This is a genomic window from Rhizobium sp. BK379, assembly GCF_014193955.1.
Classification (GTDB): Bacteria; Pseudomonadota; Alphaproteobacteria; order Rhizobiales; family Rhizobiaceae; genus Rhizobium.
Genome location: NZ_JACIAD010000008.1, coordinates 20,148 through 36,923 on the forward strand (window position 1 = coordinate 20,148; position 16,776 = coordinate 36,923).

At 60.2% G+C, this 16,776-nt stretch carries 17 protein-coding genes, 1 pseudogene and 1 riboswitch; of the genes and pseudogenes, 3 read left to right on the forward strand and 15 right to left on the reverse strand.

Annotated features, from left to right (window positions below):
• Window position 1: 1 nt before the first annotated feature.
• The 8 genes and pseudogenes from FHT93_RS28210 to FHT93_RS28245 form a co-directional block, all read right to left on the reverse strand.
• On the reverse strand, window positions 2-1,177 hold the full coding sequence (locus FHT93_RS28210) for a M20 aminoacylase family protein (RefSeq protein WP_183850583.1): 1,176 nt from the start codon (window positions 1,175-1,177) through the stop codon (window positions 2-4).
• 92 nt (window positions 1,178-1,269) lie between these two features.
• The gene (locus tag FHT93_RS28215) at window positions 1,270-2,775 is read right to left on the reverse strand and encodes a tripartite tricarboxylate transporter permease (RefSeq protein ID WP_112972094.1); all 1,506 of its coding nucleotides are present in this window, start codon (window positions 2,773-2,775) and stop codon (window positions 1,270-1,272) included.
• A gap of 9 nt (window positions 2,776-2,784) precedes the next feature.
• Complete coding sequence (locus tag FHT93_RS28220; RefSeq protein ID WP_112546041.1) at window positions 2,785-3,246, reverse strand: tripartite tricarboxylate transporter TctB family protein; 462 nt, start codon at window positions 3,244-3,246, stop codon at window positions 2,785-2,787.
• Window positions 3,247-3,346: 100 nt separating this feature from the next.
• Window positions 3,347-4,330, reverse strand: coding sequence for a tripartite tricarboxylate transporter substrate-binding protein (locus FHT93_RS28225; RefSeq protein ID WP_113117458.1), 984 nt, complete (start codon window positions 4,328-4,330; stop codon window positions 3,347-3,349).
• Between the two features lie 206 nt (window positions 4,331-4,536).
• Window positions 4,537-4,983 carry an SRPBCC family protein gene (locus FHT93_RS28230; RefSeq protein ID WP_183850585.1) on the reverse strand — a complete coding sequence of 149 codons (447 nt, stop codon included), beginning with the start codon at window positions 4,981-4,983 and terminating at the stop codon, window positions 4,537-4,539.
• Between the two features lie 57 nt (window positions 4,984-5,040).
• Window positions 5,041-5,364, reverse strand: a complete 324-nt coding sequence (locus FHT93_RS28235) for a metalloregulator ArsR/SmtB family transcription factor (protein ID WP_037072691.1) — start codon at window positions 5,362-5,364, stop codon at window positions 5,041-5,043.
• Between the two features lie 121 nt (window positions 5,365-5,485).
• Entirely contained in the window at window positions 5,486-6,841 is a 1,356-nt protein-coding gene (locus FHT93_RS28240; RefSeq protein WP_183850587.1) for a sigma-54 dependent transcriptional regulator, read from the reverse strand.
• Window positions 6,838-8,713, reverse strand: a pseudogene (locus tag FHT93_RS28245) (sensor histidine kinase). The gene FHT93_RS28240 and the pseudogene FHT93_RS28245 overlap by 4 nt, the downstream one beginning before the upstream one ends.
• 108 nt (window positions 8,714-8,821) lie before the next feature.
• Here FHT93_RS28245 and FHT93_RS28250 point away from each other — a divergent pair.
• A complete protein-coding gene (locus tag FHT93_RS28250) occupies window positions 8,822-9,484 on the forward strand; it encodes a sulfite oxidase-like oxidoreductase (RefSeq protein WP_113017231.1) in 663 nt (220 codons plus the stop codon).
• On the opposite strand, the gene FHT93_RS28255 is transcribed toward FHT93_RS28250, so the two are convergent.
• The 3 genes from FHT93_RS28255 to FHT93_RS28265 form a co-directional block, all read right to left on the reverse strand.
• A complete protein-coding gene (locus tag FHT93_RS28255) occupies window positions 9,469-10,074 on the reverse strand; it encodes a hypothetical protein (RefSeq protein ID WP_183850590.1) in 606 nt (201 codons plus the stop codon). The two genes, FHT93_RS28250 and FHT93_RS28255, sit on opposite strands and share 16 nt — an antisense overlap.
• Window positions 10,075-10,147: 73 nt before the next feature.
• Window positions 10,148-10,882, reverse strand: a complete 735-nt coding sequence (locus tag FHT93_RS28260; RefSeq protein ID WP_113117453.1) for a CbtA family protein — start codon at window positions 10,880-10,882, stop codon at window positions 10,148-10,150.
• A gap of 117 nt (window positions 10,883-10,999) precedes the next feature.
• Window positions 11,000-11,209: a CbtB-domain containing protein gene (locus FHT93_RS28265; RefSeq protein ID WP_183850592.1), complete on the reverse strand. Its 210-nt coding sequence runs from the start codon at window positions 11,207-11,209 to the stop codon at window positions 11,000-11,002.
• 50 nt (window positions 11,210-11,259) lie between these two features.
• Window positions 11,260-11,334: riboswitch (cobalamin riboswitch) on the reverse strand.
• A 106-nt stretch (window positions 11,335-11,440) separates the two neighbouring features.
• On the opposite strand from FHT93_RS28265, the gene FHT93_RS28270 reads away from it, so the two are divergent.
• Window positions 11,441-11,986, forward strand: coding sequence for a histidine phosphatase family protein (locus FHT93_RS28270; RefSeq protein WP_183850888.1), 546 nt, complete (start codon window positions 11,441-11,443; stop codon window positions 11,984-11,986).
• 279 nt (window positions 11,987-12,265) lie between these two features.
• On the opposite strand, the gene FHT93_RS28275 is transcribed toward FHT93_RS28270, so the two are convergent.
• From FHT93_RS28275 to FHT93_RS28290, 4 genes are all read right to left on the reverse strand, one after another.
• Window positions 12,266-12,706: a response regulator gene (locus tag FHT93_RS28275; protein WP_112546049.1), complete on the reverse strand. Its 441-nt coding sequence runs from the start codon at window positions 12,704-12,706 to the stop codon at window positions 12,266-12,268.
• Window positions 12,703-14,196 (reverse strand): CHASE3 domain-containing protein, encoded by a 1,494-nt coding sequence (locus FHT93_RS28280; protein WP_246781756.1) that lies wholly within the window; start codon window positions 14,194-14,196, stop codon window positions 12,703-12,705. The genes FHT93_RS28275 and FHT93_RS28280 overlap by 4 nt, the downstream gene beginning before the upstream one ends.
• A gap of 112 nt (window positions 14,197-14,308) precedes the next feature.
• On the reverse strand, window positions 14,309-14,659 hold the full coding sequence (locus tag FHT93_RS28285) for a hypothetical protein (RefSeq protein ID WP_113209418.1): 351 nt from the start codon (window positions 14,657-14,659) through the stop codon (window positions 14,309-14,311).
• 60 nt (window positions 14,660-14,719) lie between these two features.
• On the reverse strand, window positions 14,720-14,962 hold the full coding sequence (locus FHT93_RS28290) for a hypothetical protein (RefSeq protein ID WP_183850594.1): 243 nt from the start codon (window positions 14,960-14,962) through the stop codon (window positions 14,720-14,722).
• Window positions 14,963-15,197: 235 nt separating this feature from the next.
• Between FHT93_RS28290 and FHT93_RS28295 the strand changes: the two genes are divergently transcribed.
• Entirely contained in the window at window positions 15,198-16,769 is a 1,572-nt protein-coding gene (locus tag FHT93_RS28295) for an EAL domain-containing protein (RefSeq protein WP_183850596.1), read from the forward strand.
• Window positions 16,770-16,776: the final 7 nt, after the last annotated feature.

Genomic DNA, 16,776 nt, shown 5'->3' on the forward strand with positions numbered 1-16,776 from the left:
CCTACGCCTCAGCCTTGAGCTCTCGCTCCACCAGTGACACCCAGTAAGCCACACCATATCCCAGCGCCTCGTCGTTGAAGTCGTAGGCCGTATTGTGATGCAGTGCTCCATCGACGGCCGGGCCATTGCCGAGCCAGACATAACAGCCGGGCGCATTTTGTCCGAAGAAAGCGAAATCATCCCCGGCAGTCGACGGCGGAAAGCTGGTACGCACCTTTTCGCCGAACACTGCCTGTGCGGCACCAAGCGCTCGCGCCGCCGCATCCGCATCATTGACGACCGGCGGAATGCGGCGCTCGAATTCATAATCTGCCAAAATGCCGAACATGGCGGCCGTGCCGCGCGCCAGACGGCCGATTTCGGCCTCAAGCTGATCGCGTACTTCGGGCGCATAAGCCCGCGCCGTCCCGCCGATCTCGACAATGTCGGGGATGACGTTCAAGGCCTTCGGGTTGCCGGCCTGGACCGAGCAGGCGCTGACGACGGCTGGCTGAAGCGGATCGACGACGCGCCCGACGATGGTTTGTAGCGACGACAGGAAGGTGCCGGCAGCGGTAATCGGGTCGCGGCCGAGATGCGGCTTTGCGCCATGGGTGCCTGTCCCACGGAAGCGGACGCGCCAGCTGTCCGAAGACGCAAGCTGCGGCCCCTCGACAACGGCAATTTCATCGACCGCGAGCCCCGGCATATTGTGCAGCCCATAGATGGCATCGCAGGGAAACTGCTTGAACAACCCCTCCTCTACCATGCGCTTCGCACCGCCACGGCCCTCTTCGGCCGGTTGGAAGATGAAATGGACAATTCCGGAAAAACCGCGCGCTTCAGCCAGATGCCGTGCCGCGCCAAGCAGCATTACCGTATGCCCGTCATGACCGCAGGCATGCATCTTGCCCGGCACGGTCGACTTGTAAGGGCGATCCGACGTCTCCGGCATGGCGAGCGCATCCATGTCTGCTCTCAGCCCGATCGTGCGCTTGCCATTGCCGATCTGCAGCGTTCCGACGACACCGGTTCCACCGAGGCCGCGGTGCACTTGGATACCCGCCTCTTTGAGGAGCTTGGCAACGATATCGCTGGTGCGCTCCTCCTCGAATCCCAGCTCGGGATGGGCATGCAGATCGCGGCGAAGGGTGGTGAGAAAAGGCAGATCGTTGCTGATCCGGGCGGGGATGCTCATGAGCCTGGATATCCTGTCAAGCGAAACGGGCGCCCGACGGCGCCCGCATCAGATCGTTCTTTTTTCAACAAACGGACCGTCAGCGCAAGCCCTCATGCCTCTTCGACGAAGACCTCTTCGCGCTTGCGCTTGACGCTCGGCAGGAAGACGATGATCAGCACCGCCACCGCAATCGTCAGCAGGATGGCGCTGATCGGCCGTGTGACGAAGGTCGTCGCGTCGCCGCGCGACAGGATCATGGCGCGCCGCAGGTTTTCCTCGAGCAGCGGCCCGAGCACGAAGCCGAGCAGCAACGGCGCCGGCTCGCAGCGGAGTTTTGCGAGCACGTAGCCGATGAGGCCGAAGAAGGCGACGGCATATAGGTCGTAAACGTTGGAATTGACGCTGTAGACCCCGATCGAGCAGAAGGCCATGATGATGGGGAAGAGCACGTAATACGGCACCGTCAGCAGCTTCACCCACAGGCCGATCAGGGGCAGGTTGAGGATGACGAGCATCAGGTTGCCGATCCACATGGAAGCGATGATGCCCCAGAACAGCGCCGGCTGTTCCGTCGCCACGTTCGGTCCCGGCACGATGCCCTGGATGATCATCGCGCCGACCATCAGCGCCATGACAGGGTTTGCCGGAATGCCGAGCGTCAAGAGCGGAATGAACGAGGTCTGCGCGCCCGCATTGTTGGCCGATTCCGGCCCAGCGACGCCCGCAACCGCTCCGTGACCAAATTCCTCCGGTTTCTTGGAAACGCGCTTTTCAACTGTATAGGAAGCGAAAGAAGCGAGGATTGCCCCGCCACCCGGCAGGATGCCAAGCGCCGAGCCGATCACCGTGCCGCGAATGATCGGCGCGATCATCTCCTTGAATTCTTCCTTGGATGGCAACAGCCCCGAGACTTTTGCCATCAGCACGGTGCGGGTCTTCTCCCCTTCCAGATTGCGCAGGATTTCCGCAATGCCGAAGACACCGACAGCAAGCGCCACGAAGTTCAGTCCGTCGGCATATTCGCGAATGCCGAGCGTGAAGCGCGGCGTGCCGGTATAGATATCCGTGCCAACGAGACCGAGCAGCAGCCCGAGCGCCACCATCGCCAGCGCCTTGACGACCGAGCCATGCGCAAGTGCGATGGAAGAAACGAGGCCGACGATCATCAGCGAGAAATATTCCGCCGAGCCGAATTGCAGCGCGATCGCGGTCAGCGGTGGCGCGAAAACCGCCACGAGAAAGGTCGAGACCGAGCCGGCGAAGAAGGAGCCGAGCGCGGCAATTGCGAGCGCCGCGCCGGCCCTGCCCTTCCGCGCCATCTGATAGCCATCGATGGCAGTCACGGCAGAAGAGGATTCGCCCGGCATGTTGATGAGGATCGCCGTCGTCGAGCCGCCGTATTGGGCACCATAATAGATACCGGCCAGCATGATGAGCGAGGAGACCGGCTCAAGCTGGAAGGTGATGGGCAGCAGCATGGCGATCGTTGCCGTCGCACCAATGCCTGGGAGCACGCCGATCAGCGTGCCGAGCAGCACACCGATCAGGCAGAAAAGCAGATTTTCCGGGCTTGCCGCCGTGTAGAAGCCGAGAGCGAGATTGCTGAAAAGTTCCATACCCGCCTCCTAGAACCGAACCCAAGGGCCGAAACGTTCGAAAGGCAGCCCGAGCGCATAGCTGAAGACCGCAACCGAAAAGATCGTCAGCAGCAGCGAAAGAACCAGCGCTAACAGCACATTCATGCGACTGGACGCAAAGCAAGCGATGAAGGCCGTCAGGAAAATTGCCGGAGCAAAACCGAGCCCACGCACCGTCAATCCGAAGAAGACCGGTGCCGGCAGGATGAAGAGCATACCGCGCCAGGCGAATGGTTCGATCGGCTCACCCTGAACCCGCACGGCCTGAACGAGAATGACAAGGCCGAGCAGGACGAGAATGCCCGAGAGAACAAGTGGGAAATAACCCGGGCCCATGCGCAACGCCGTACCGAGATCGAGGTCCAGCGACTGATAGGCAAAGAAGGCACCGGTTGCGGCGAGCAATGCGCCGCAGATGACATTGGTGGTGTCGAAACTGAGGGATTTCATAGTGTCTCCTGGTGTTGGAGATGGAGCGTCGCCGCTGATATCGGACTGCGCAAACACCCTCCTCCCGGCCGGGAGGAGGGTGCGAATGTCGCAGTCAGGCTCAGTCCGCGTATTCGCCGGCTGCTTCGATGACAGGCTTCCAGCGGGCGATTTCGCTCTCGAGCTTCGCCTTCAGTGCAGCCGGCGTTGCTTCGGCGTCCGAAGAGGGAGCCGTGCCGAGTTCGGCGAAGCGGGCAGCGACGTTCGGATCCTTCAGCGCGACCTGCAACGACTTCGACAGGCGCTCGTTGATTTCAGCCGGCGTACCCTTCGGCGTATAGATGCCGTGCCAGATGCCGACTTCGAAGCCCGGCAGGCCGGCTTCGACAGCGGTCGGAATGTCCTTGAGCACATCGAGGCGAGCCGGCGAGGTCACGGCATAGGCCTTGATCGTGCCGCCCTTGATCTGCTTCGTCGTATTGGTCGTCTGGTCGCACATGATATCGACCTGGCCGCCGAGAAGATCGGTCATCGCCGGGCCGGTTCCCTTGTAGGGAACGGTCGTCAGTGGCGTCTGGATGGCACTCATGAACATCATGCCGCAAAGGTGGGATGCGGCGCCGATACCGGCATTGGCGACGGTGACCTTGTCCTTGTTCGCCTTCACATAATCGATCAGGCTCTTGAGATCGGCCGGTTCGAAATCCTTGCGGGCAACGATCGTCATCGGAACATCGGTGACGAGACCGACATAGTCGAACGCTCCAAGCGTATCGTAGGCAAGCTTGCGGTAAAGTGTGGCGCTTGTCGCCATGCCGATGTGATGCAGCAGGATCGTATAGCCATCGGGATCGGCATCGGCAACGCGGCCGGCGCCGAGCGTGCCACCGGCGCCGCCGACATTTTCGACGACGATCTGCTGGCCAAGATCCTTCGACATGGATTCAGCAACGAGGCGCGCAACAGTATCTGTCGGGCCGCCGGCGGCGAAAGGGACAACCATGGTGATTGTGCGCTCAGGATAGGTCTGGGCCGAAGCGGCATACGAAAGAAGCGAAACGGCAGCGGCGGCAGTGGCGCCGAGCATAGCCTTCAGGATTTTCATCGTTTTCCTCCCTGATGAAAATAGGTTCGTCCCGCCGGCGCATCCTCCGCACCGGCCCGGATGACCCATTTGCAGGCCGTGAAGCTGCGCCTGCAATTGCGGCGCGCAGCGACGAATGACGATTTTGCGCTAGTGCGCCGCACCATGGGTCGATTTGGAAACAAATGATTAAAGCGATGGGTGGAAATCCACCCATCGCTTGCCGCTCACCGGTTCGGGGGCAGAACGACCTCGCCCGTTTCGAGCAGCGATTTGAGGTTGGAGAGAATTTGTGGCCACCCGCCAGAGACCGCGCCGATGAACGTGGAGCCCTCGACCGGCATCGAATGCGTCAGCGTCAGCCTTACCGCCTCACCGACCGGCTCGAGTTCGATCACACATTCGGAAAATCCTTCTGCCTTGAGCTCCGGCCTGAACTCGTTATGCCACTTCAGGACGAGCCGCTTGGGCGGATCGAATTCAAGGATTTCGCCTGTATCGGTGACAGTTCCGTCGGAATAGCGCATCTGCCAGGCAGAACCGGCTTTCCAATCGGTTTCGAACTGCACCCCGAGCCAGAATTTCTTCATGAATTCCGTCGTCGTTAGGGCCGACCAGAGCTGATCCGGTGTGGTGCGGATATGGGTAACGTAGTTGAATGCGCTGCCTGCCATGATGATACTCCCTTTTGGCCAAGGCTTGGTCACACCCTCGCCGGCAGGCTGGACGTCTCATTCGTCCTTGCTGCCTTCGAGGCTCTTCTTGAGATCGGAGAGCGCCTCTAATGCACGGCGCTCGAATTTGCTGATCCAGCGGTCCGCGATCTCGTTGATCGGAACCGGATTGATGTAATGCAGCTTCTCGCGCCCCTGCCGGCGCGTGGAGACGAGGTTTGCTTCTTCGAGAATGCCGAGATGCTTCGTCACTGCCTGACGCGTCATCTCCAGCCCTTCACACAATTCGCCGAGCGTCTGGCCGTTGCGCGCATGTAGGCGATCCAGCAGCCGTCGCCGGCTGCCATCCGCCAGAGCTCGAAAAACCGCATCTTCATCCATCTAGATATGTAACCATTTGGTTGCCTATTGCAGTCTTATAGGCAACCAAATGGTTGCCTGTCAAGATAGGAATCACGAAAGACACCTAAACAGGCGCGTTCAGGATCAAGTCTTCACGGGATCAAAGCTCGCGGCGCATCTCGCCGGCCATCTCATTGGCCAGAAGCTTCTTGTCGAGGCCGTATTTCTGCATCTTCTCGTAAAGCGTCTTGCGCGAAATGCCGAGCGATTCATAGACCGGCCTCAGGCTGCCGTTATGCGCGACAAGCGCGCTGGCGATGACGCCGCGCTCGAATTCCGCCACACGCTCGGCAAGTCCCGCAGCTTCAGCCGGCCTGCCGCCGCCATCAAGTCCGAGCACAAAGCGGTCAGCGGCGTTGCGCAATTCACGGACATTGCCTGGCCAGTCACGCTGGGCGACATCCGAAATCACATCCGGCGGCACGGCCATGTCGTCTTTGCCATAACGCGCGGCCGCCTCCCTGACGAGTTGCATGAAGAGCAGCGGAACATCGGCCCGGCGTTGCGAAAGCGACGGCACATGAATGGTCGCAACGTTCAGGCGGTAGAGGAGGTCGGCGCGGAATCGGCCGCAAGCGACTTCCGCTTCCAGATCGACCTTGCTTGTGGCGATGAACCGCACGTCGAGCGGTACGGTTTCATTCGATCCGAGGCGGGAAATCATTCTCTCCTGCAGCACGCGGAGGAACTTCGCCTGCAGATCGAACGGCATGGAGCCGATCTCGTCAAGCAGTATGGTGCCGCCCCGCCCATGCTCGAACTTGCCGTAACGTGGACGCACAGCCCCCGGAAAGGCGCCGGCCTCGTGCCCGAAGAGCTCGCTTTCGATCAGGTTTGCCGGAAGTGCTGCACAGTTGATGGCGATAAAGGGCCGGCTGGCCCGTGCGCTGATATCGTGCATCGCGCGTGCCACAACTTCCTTGCCGACGCCGGTGTCGCCGACCACAAGCGTATCGGCGTCACTCGCCCCGATCGCACGGATACGGTAGCGCAGATCGACCATGATCTGCGTTCGCCCCGGCAGCCTTGCCTCGATATCGTCGCGCTTGCCCGCAACGGCCTTGAGCAACCGGTTCTCCAGCACAAGACTGCGCCGCTCCATGGCACGGCGGATGACGCCGGCGAGCATCTGCGGCGTGAACGGCTTCTCGATGAAGTCATAGGCGCCCTCGCGCATCGCCTTCACGGCAAGCTGCACATCGCCGTGGCCGGTGACGAGAATGACGGGCACCTCGGTATCGAGTTCACGGATCTTCTGCATCAACGTCATGCCGTCCATGCCCGGCATGCGGATATCGGTCACGACGACACCGGGAAAACTGTAGCCGATCAGTTCCAGCACATGATCCGCATTGGAGAAGGTTTCGACGTTGAAGCCCGAAAGTTCCAGTGCCTGTGCCGTCGAGCGGCGCAACTCCTCCTCGTCATCGACGAGCAATATCTTCTGTTCGTTCATTCAGCCGCCTCCGGCATTGAGCCCGCCGCAGCCGAAAGCTCGATGCGAAACACGGCCCCGCCCTCCGGATGGTTGGAGACCGTCAGGCTGCCACCGAAATCCTTGATGATGTTGTAGGAGATGGAGAGCCCGAGGCCGAGCCCCTTGCCGACGCCCTTGGTCGTGAAGAACGGATCGAAGATGCGCTCGGCAATCGCTGCCGGCACACCAGGTCCATGATCGCGAACGGTCAACACCACCTTGCCCGCCTCCTCGATAGCCGAAACCTCTATGCAACGGTTTTCCAGCCCCTCGACGGCATCCGCAGCATTCGAAATCACGTTGACCAACACCTGCTGCAGACGCACCGAGCCGGCCTTGACCACTGGCGGCCGGGCTCCAAGATGCAGCCGCAGATCGGCATCCGCGGCCTTGAGCCGCCAGGCGATGATCTCCAGGGTGTCGCGGATCGCCTCGTCGAGCGGCACGGGGCCGAGCTTCTCATTGGGTTTGCGTGCAAAATTGCGCAGGTGCCGGCTGATCGAAGCCATACGGTCGATCAGCCCGCCGATACGCTGGATATTGTCCTGTGCCTCCTCCGTGCGCCCGCGCTCCAGCAGCACGGCGGCACTGTCGGTATAGGTCTTGGCGGCGGCGAGCGGCTGGTTGAACTCATGCGAAAGCGCCGCCGACATCTGACCGAGGCCGGCAAGTTTCCCGGCCTGGATAAGGTCGGCCTGTGTCTGGCGCAGCTGCTGCTCGGTCAGGCGTCGCTCGGCAATCTCTTCCTCAATGCGGCTGTTGACGCGGGCAAGATCCGCCGTGCGTTCCTCGACACGCCGTTCCAGCTGGTTTCGCGCCTCGGCCTGCAGCTGTAGCCGCTCCGCAAGACGCATCCGGCGCTGCCGAAGAATGGCAAATGTCAGAGCAGCAATGCAGAGAATGAGGAAGATGACAACGAGTGCGGTTCGGGCCTGCGCACGGATGGAACTCGTGTCCATGAGCACGTTTACAGTCCAGTCTTCAGCCGGCATGTAGTGCGAAAGAACGAGATATTCGCTTTGACCGCGATCGCTCGCCAACGTCATCAGATCATGCTCTTCGAATCGATGGCGGATAACCGGCAGTTCGACGAGCCGCGCATTGGCATAGCGCCGCGAGGCCTCGGTGCGTGCCACCCGATCCGAACTCAGCGGCAGGATCGCCCCATAGAGCCAGTCCGGACTATCGGACATGAAGATGATGCCCTCGGGGTCGGAGACGAAGATGCGATATTCACCGCCGCTCCAGGAGGATTCGATGACGTCGATATCAACCTTGAACACGATGACGCCGCGGATCTCGCCATCCACCCGGATCGGCGAGGAGAAATAATAGCCGCGCTTCAGCGAGGTTGTACCAAGGGCATAGAAACGGGCCTGATGCCCGCCGATCGCCTCCTGGAAATAGGGACGGTAGCTGAAATTCTCGCCGACGAAACTGCCCGGGCCATCATAATTGCTGGCGGCGATCGTCTCCCCATCCGGTCGCACCACGTAGATATCGGAGGATTTCAGCAGCCCGTTGATTTCCTTGAGGTAGAGATTGGCGTTGTCCCGTAGAGGACGGTCGTCCGGCCGGCTCACCAGCTCCTTGATATCGTCGTGGTCGGCAATCAGTGCCGGCAGGGCTTCGTAACGGCTGAGATGTCCACTCAGCGCCGAGACAGCGAGCCGGAGCGCCGTACCCGCCTGTGCTGAGGCTTCACCCATATAGGCGCGTGTAGCGACGGCGCTCCCATAATAGAAGAAAGCGAAAATCAGTAGGGGTGCGGCGCAAAGCGCCGCAATGATACGATTGCGCGAAGACAGGGTCTCGCTCCTCCCTTTCCGCCTCCGCTCCCCGTGGAGGCATACCCGGCGGCTTCAACTGTAATGAGCGCGGTGGAGATTTCCAAGAGGTGCCGAAACTTGACACATGTCAGATGCGCATGTCTGATTGCCGCGCCGCAAGGAGACCGCCATGAGCGACGACCAGATTCCCGAAGACAGCAAGCTCACCACCTCCAAACGCCGCTGGGCTGCGGAGGGAAAATTCCTGACCGGCCGTATCAGCCGCCCGGGAACGGAGCGCCTGCCGCCGGGCCAGCATCTGGTCAAGAACTGGCCGGTGCTCGACCTCGGCCAGCAGCCGATCGTTTCCGTCGATAGCTGGAAGCTGGAAGTTCGCGGACTGGTCGAGACGCCGCTCGATCTTTCCTGGGCCGCCTTCCAGGCACTGGAACAAAGCACGATGGTCTCCGACATCCATTGTGTGACGACATGGTCGCGCTACGACAACAAGTGGAAGGGTGTTTCGACCCGGGACCTGCTCGATCTCGCAATGCCGAAGGCGGAAGCCGGTTACGTCATGCTGACAAGCTACGACGGCTATACGACCAACCTGCCGCTTTCCGATTTCGCCGCCGAGGATGCCATTCTCGCCACATCATGGGAGGGTCAGCCGCTTACGCGTGACCACGGCGGACCGATGCGTCTCGTCGTGCCGCATCTCTATTTCTGGAAAAGCGCCAAATGGCTGCGCCGCATCGATCTGCTGCCAGCAGACAAGGCCGGCTTCTGGGAAAAGAACGGCTACCATATGTACGGTGATCCGTGGCGCGAGCAGCGCTATTCCGAGGACTGAGCCCGAAGATGCCGTCTCAGAACAAAGAACCCCGCGACGAGGATCATTGCAAATCCGGTGAGCGAGGCCATGCTCGCCGGATGAAGTGGAATTTCGCTCCAGCGCGGGCGCACGACATCAGCCGTGTTGAAACCCTCACCGCTGAAGCGGCAGGTCACCAGCGAGAGCCCGCGCCTGATCATATCGACATCGACGGCCGACGCGATTTCACCAGCCGCCATAGCCTCCTGAGGCATGCCGCGCATGGCGAGCAGCACCGCCTTGGTCGCTGCCAGGTAGGCATGGGCACATTCGTTGAACGGGCTTTCCTCATCCGTAACGCTGCCCGGCATCCGGCCCCAGAGACAGTAGGAATACTGGATTTCCGCATAGTTCAGCACACGCCGAAATGGCTCGCTTGTATCCACCGCCCGTGAGGCGAGATCCATGATACGGCTGCGATAGCCGGAGATAACCGCCATCTCGCCATGCGAGATCTCGGGCACCGGCAGGCCGGAATGGCTGCCCTCGCCACTGGGGCCATGCGCGAATGCACCGCCCGCAGTGAGCATGGCAAGGCCGAAACAAAAGGCGCGCAACACGTTCTTCATAAAGGGTCTAACTCCGAGCACAAGCCGCTGGCTCGCGAGGAAAGAGGGAGCAGCAAGTCCCCTCTATCGCACCTTATCGATAGGCGGGGCGCAACCCGCTCTTCGCTCCGAGACGCTTCTCAGCCAGCGCGCCGAAAGCAAGACCGAGCACCAACCAGAGGATCATATGCATGCCGAGCGTGGTCATGCGGAAGCGCCATAGAACCGTCGCCGAGAAATTCTCCGGCACTTCATTGATTGGCGGCAGCAGATATTCCACCAGACCGATGAACACGACGAAGAGAACACCCGCAACGATCGCCCCATTCCATGAGCCGTAACGTGCCGCCAGACTGCGGGCAATTGCGACGGCCGCGACCAGCGAAGCAATCGAAACGACGATCATCAGGAAGAACAGCTCGGTGCGCACGCCGATCGTATCCGAGCTGCCGACGGCCGGCGGATTGGCCGGATACTTGATGGCCGGAACGATAACGATGGCGACGAAAGCAGCTGCGGCGATAACGGCTGACGTGCCGCGTGCCGAGAGGCTGCTGAAGCGGCCATGCACGAAGGCGAAGACAAGCGCAAACAGCCCGCCGACGGCAACGCCATAGGCCATGACGCCGACAAGAAGCCCAGGCCCTGCCTGGATGGCGCGACTGACGATTTCAGGCTCGGCAGCGGTACCGGCAGCCTGCGCCGTCGCTTCTTCGAAGGCAATCGCCGCATCGACAAGCGGTTCGCCGAAAAGGCGCGCAAAGGCGAAAATGAGGATGCCGGCAATCGCGCCCGCGATCATGCCGCGAAGCAGAAGATTTCCAACCATGTGAGACACTCCCCTAAAGCATGTCGCGCAAAAGCGTTCATCGGCTTTGCGATGACGGCATGCAAGAAAACAAAAATCTATAACGTATCGGGCGGATCCGGAAGATCGCGACGCGCTTTAGTGGCAGGGGAAGCCGAGAAGGTGGCGAGCATCATGAACGAATTCATGCACATACATGCCGTTGAAGAGCGCCATCGCACCCTCTTCGGTGCCGACGAAATAGATGGCAATCAACATCAGCAGGCCGCCGAAGATCCCCCAGGGCATGATCTGGCCAAGCGGAATCGGTGCGGGGGCTGCGACGGGCGCAAAAGTGGTGTCAGACATGTATTCCTCCTGGAATGACGCGTTCAGTCGAAGATCTTGCGTGCGGTAAGGTCTGACTTCCAACGCGAAGAATTTCGACACGTTGGTCACAGTGGCGCGACCGCGCCGGACTTTCACCGGCTTCCAAACCCGCAACGTCACGGTTATATCTGTTCGTCAAAGATACTGTCAACGAAACTTCATATGCGGGCGGCGGTCATCCCGCCCTATATCCGGAGGGCGCCGAGCAACGTGACCACCCGCCTCACATGGATCTGCCACGGTGCAACGGCGGCAAATCGCACCGCTTCGTTTCCCACGGACGAACCGCTGGAGGAACAGGCGCTGAGCACCGCCATGTTGCCGGCGCCTGGGCGGGCGGACAGGGTATTCGCGAGCCCGGCGCTGCGCGCCCTGCAGACGGCGCAAATGCTGGGCTTCGACGCGACCCGTGCCCCTTCGCTCAGGGATTGCGACTACGGACGCTGGACCGGCAAGCCGCTCATGAGCCTTCACTCCGAAGAACCGGAAAACCTTGCTCTCTGGATGTCTGATCCCGAGGCTTCTCCTCATGAGGGTGAGAGCCTGGAACAGCTTTGCAAGCGCGTAGCCGGCTGGATGAACGAGGAAATGCCGCTCGGCGGCCATGTCGTTGCGGTCACCCACGCAACCGTTATCCGCGCTGCGATCCTGGACGTGCTGAAGGCGCCCTTCGCCTCCTTCTGGACCATCGATGTCCAGCCGCTGGGCATGGTGCGCATGACGCATGACGGTCGCCGCTGGTCACTGCGTTTCTGAACAATCCTCGTAAATTAGTCCAGCCTTACACAAGCAAACACAGTCATACATGTTGAACCCGGAGTTCCGGGCTCTACGTCCTTCCCCGAGGAGACGAAAAATGACCTATGACTGGAGTGGGGAGCGCACGCGGCGTATTCGCATCGTGCGTGTCGCAACTGTTGTCGCCGTTCTCGTCGGCATCATGATCAGCGTACCATTGCTGATCAATGTCGCCTGAACTGTCAGAGTACGTCAAAGGCGAGCGTGCTAAGGCTGCTCGCCTTTCTCTTTGCCGGTTTATTGCGGGATCTGGATGACCGCGAAGAACAGGCCGAGTTGGCGGATCGCGTGAGCGAAATTGTCGTAATCGACCGGCTTGGTAATGTAGACATTGGCGCCGAGATCGTAGCAGCGCTGGATTTCACGCTCATCGTCGGTCGTCGTCAGGATCACCACCGGCAGACGCTTGGTATGCTCGTTGCCCTTGATCTTCTCGAGAATATCGATGCCCGACATATCCGGCAGGTTCAGGTCAAGCAGAACGAGAAGATAGCGGTCGCGGCTCACTTCGCCGCTGCGATCCGCTCCGAGAATAAAATCGAGAGCGCTGGTGCCGTTGGTAAACGGGACGATCTCGTTGTTGACGCCTGCGCGGCGCACGTTCTTCTCGATGAGACGGGCATGCCCCTCATCGTCCTCGATCATGACGATGGTGACTTCTTTGCCGGTAGCTTTCATGTTTCTGCCTTTATAATCGTGCTGAGGTCTGCCGGCAGTACGAGTGTAAATGTACTTCCGACACCTTCGGCCGAATCGACCGTAACATCGCCTCCCAAATTTCGTATTAACGAGCGCACATAGGCAAGCCCGATGCCCTCACCCGCCTGGTCCTGCTCGCCGGCACGTCGGAAAAGCTCGAATACCCGCTCCAGATCCGCCTTTCCAATACCGCGGCCATTGTCTTTGATGTCGACCTGGACACGCCCTTTGCCTGCCGGCACCACCCTCACCCGCAAGTCGAGCGGCCGGGCCGGTGAACGATATTTTACTGCGTTGTCGAAGATATTGCCGAAAATCTGGTCGAGCGAGAAGCGGTCCGTCACAAGCGAAGGCACGCGCACGTCGATTTCCACCGTTCCATCGGAAGCGGCGATCTGATGCTGGACGCTCGCGGCCGCCGTTTCGAGCGACGCTTTGAGATCGATGCGCTCCGGAGCAAGCTTGCGCCGGCCGTCTCGCGAAATCTTCAGGATGGCATTGATCAGCGAGTCCATCTTGCGCGTGGAGGAGCGGATGAAATTCATTGCCTCCGGTAGGTCTTCTTGCACCGCAAGCCGCGCCTCCCTGATTTCCTCTTCGCTCGGCGCTCTGTCATCTGCAACAACATAAGCGGTTACCGCCTTCAGGCTGGTTTCCAGTTCGCTCAGAAAGCCCATGATGTTGACGAGCGGCGCGCGGAGATCGTGCGTGACGATATAAGCGAAACGCTGGATTTCCTGGTTCGCCCGCATAAGATCTTCGGTGCGCTCGCTCACGCGCTCTTCCAGCCCGACATTGAGCACTTCGAGCTCCCTCTGCGCCCGCGAAAGTTCTCGCACGTGCTGGACGATGATGAGGATGGCGCCACCGACGACGATGACAATGGCAATTGCGCCGCCAACCGTGACCCATTGCAGATTGGCGGCCCCATTCAATTGTTCCGTAACGACAACCCGCAGCCGATCGTCTGTCGAAGCGATGAGACCGGTGAGCGTCGAGCGTGCCACCGCCATTGCTGCATTGCCGGCATCGCCGCGGACGATGGCAAGTGCATCCGCCATCTGCCCTTGCGAGGCGAGCGTAATGGTCGATGAAAGCTCCTTGAGCTTGGCGTCGATCGCATTATCAAGAGAAGCCATGCTTCCGCTGTAGCGCAAGGCATCATTGGTGGCTTCCCGCAACCGCTGGCGCCGCTCCGAGAGACTTTCAATCGCTGCATTGTAGGGATCGAGGTATTTCCGGTCCAGCGTCAGCAGAAAGCCGCGCTGGCCGGTCTCGGCGTCCTGCAGCGTCGATAGCAGATCGGCGGCCGCGCTGCGCACCTGACGTATCTGCGCCACCTCATCGGAATAGACGCTGTTTTCACGAACAAGCCAGAGCGAGGTCCCGACAATCAACGTCAGGATCAACACACCGAGCGCAAGCATGATCAGCGCGGAGCGCACGAAAGGGGCATTTGAGGAGGGCATGAAGAGCGATCTTTGAGCTTCTGGTTCTGAAGTACCTGTGACCGAAAAACGCCCTGCGATCAAGCTGATGATCACAGGGCGCCTTCTGCCGGTGCGGCCATGAATGGGCAGATCAGTGCTTGCTGCCCTTGGGGATTGCGGTGTTGGTGACCGAGACTGGATCGCTGGCGGGGAAAGTGCCTTCCAGCCCTTCGTCAAGCTGCTCTTCCATCGTTCCCTGATCACCCGCCGCACGGGCAGTCCGGAGCACGCTGGGGCGAGTGTCCTCGTCGCGGATCTTCGCCGTAGCAAAACGGCTCATCACTTCCCTCGCCTTTTCGACCGCGTTCAACCGGTTCAATTGCTGCCCGCGGTCGTTCTTGATCTGCACGGAGACGACCTCGCCGCCGTCGCCCACGAACTCGACCGTGAAACCGCCCTTGCCGCCATAGGCGGGTATGACTTGAGTGCCGACAAGTTGCATGAGATTGTCCTCTCTCGTGGATGGTCCCGGTCAACGGCTTGGAAGCAACATTGGTTCCGTTCAGGGCGACCGGATGTAGTCGACTTTCAGCTCCAGCCGCAGCCGCACGATCGGAGAGCGGTCACTGTTCTGCACTTCGATGCCCAGCGATCCGCCCGGCCATTGCGGCAAGCCGTCGAGCGCCATTTCCGCCAGCACATGCTTTGCCTCCTCCACGGCGGCGAATAGGTCGGCAAATTCGAATGGCAGGTCTCCGGGTACCGTGCCGTCATTGTCTATAGTCTTGAAATAGAAGAGAGACATCCGCTTGCATCCGTTGCGAAAGCATAAAGCGGCAAGCGGTCAAAGGTTTCAACAAGCAGTAAATTTGGCATCCAGCTTCGTATCTCGAAAGCGTTTTCCCGGCACGAAATGTAGCCTCATTGTCCGCGGATTCGCCGCCGGCTGCTGGCAGAGCCCCGACAATTCGCCTTCAGGTTTCAATAAACATTTCAGAATTTGATGATATTTCCGGCGCCGGGTGGAGATGGAGAAACGGATGCTGGAGTTCTTCAGGAGCAGGGCGGGAAGGCAATGCCTGACGATCATGGCGCTTGGTGCGGCGTTGTGGATTTCGGGTGCCCTGCTTGATGTCGATAGCTGGCTCGTCACCTTCATGAGCCGTTTCGAAAATTACGGTGCAGACAAGTTTGTGCTCGCTCTCGGCATCGCCGGCGGAATGAGCTTCATCTATTCCGTGTTGCGCATCGCCGACCTTCGCAAGGAGATGCAGCTTCGCGATGCCGCCCAGGCGCGCGCCGACTGGACTGCCACCCATGATCATCTGACGAAGCTTCCGAACCGTTACGCCTTCGAGCGCAAGATTTTGCCGAAGCTCTCCGATACACAGGGCAATATTCCAGAAGAATCCAACAGCAATGTCACGATCTTCTCCGTCGACCTCGACGGCTTCAAGAAGGTCAACGATCTTGTCGGCCATAAGGGCGGCGACGTCTTGCTGGTGGAAGTGTCCAAGCGCATCTGTGCACTTGGCAATGCCGATTGCGTCTATCGTTTCGGCGGCGATGAATTCATCATCATTGCCCTCGGCCTTACGGCAGCCCGCGAGGAATGGTTCGCCAAAGTGCTGATCCAGGCGGTTACCCGCCCGATCCTGATCGATGGCTTTGCTGTCGAGGTCGGTGCCAGCGTCGGCTACGATCGCTGGAACGAGGGCGCCGAACCCTTGGAGGATGCTGCCCATCGCGCCGATCTTGCCATGTACGAGGCGAAATCGCGCGGCCCTAACCACAGCCTGATCTTTGAACCATCCATGCAGGACAGGGTGACGGAACGCGCATCGCTGGAAACAAAACTGCGCGGAGCCATTCAAAGCAAGGCCATCAAGATCCACTACCAGCCGCTGATCGACCTTAGAAGCGGCAGGCTCTGCGGCTTCGAGGCGCTTGCGCGGTGGACCGATGAAGACGGCATGAACATCCCGCCGCCTGTCTTCATTGGCATTGCCGAAGAAACCGGCATGATCACCGAACTGTTCGAAAACCTCCTGACCCAGGCATGTCACGATGCACTGGACTGGCCCGACCATGTCAGGCTGTCCTTCAATGTTTCGCCGGTGCAGATGGAAGACAAGCTGCTTACCTCGCGCATTCTCAAGGTGCTGACGGCAAGTCGTCTGCCGGCAAAACGGCTCGAGGTGGAAATTACCGAAAACGCGCTGATCCAGGATCCGGCGATCGCTGCCCATATTCTCGATGAACTGCACGAGGCAGGTGTGCAGATCGCACTCGACGACTTCGGCACGGGCTATTCGAGCCTCGCGCAGCTCGCCCGCTACCGCTTCGACAAAATCAAGATCGACAAGAGCTTCATCGCAACCTGCCGCGAGGACGAAAAGCAGGACAAGATCGTCCGTGCCATGCTCGCACTCGGCAGGAGCCTCAACATCAAGACAACGGCGGAAGGCATCGAGGAGCACGTCCAGCTCGCGTATCTGCTTCAACTCGGCTGCGATATCGGCCAGGGCTATCTCTTCGGCAAGGCGATGCCCGCCGCAGAGGCGGGCATCTTTATCGAAAGTCAAAATGCTGGTCTGGCCTCTACGGCCTGACCAGGCT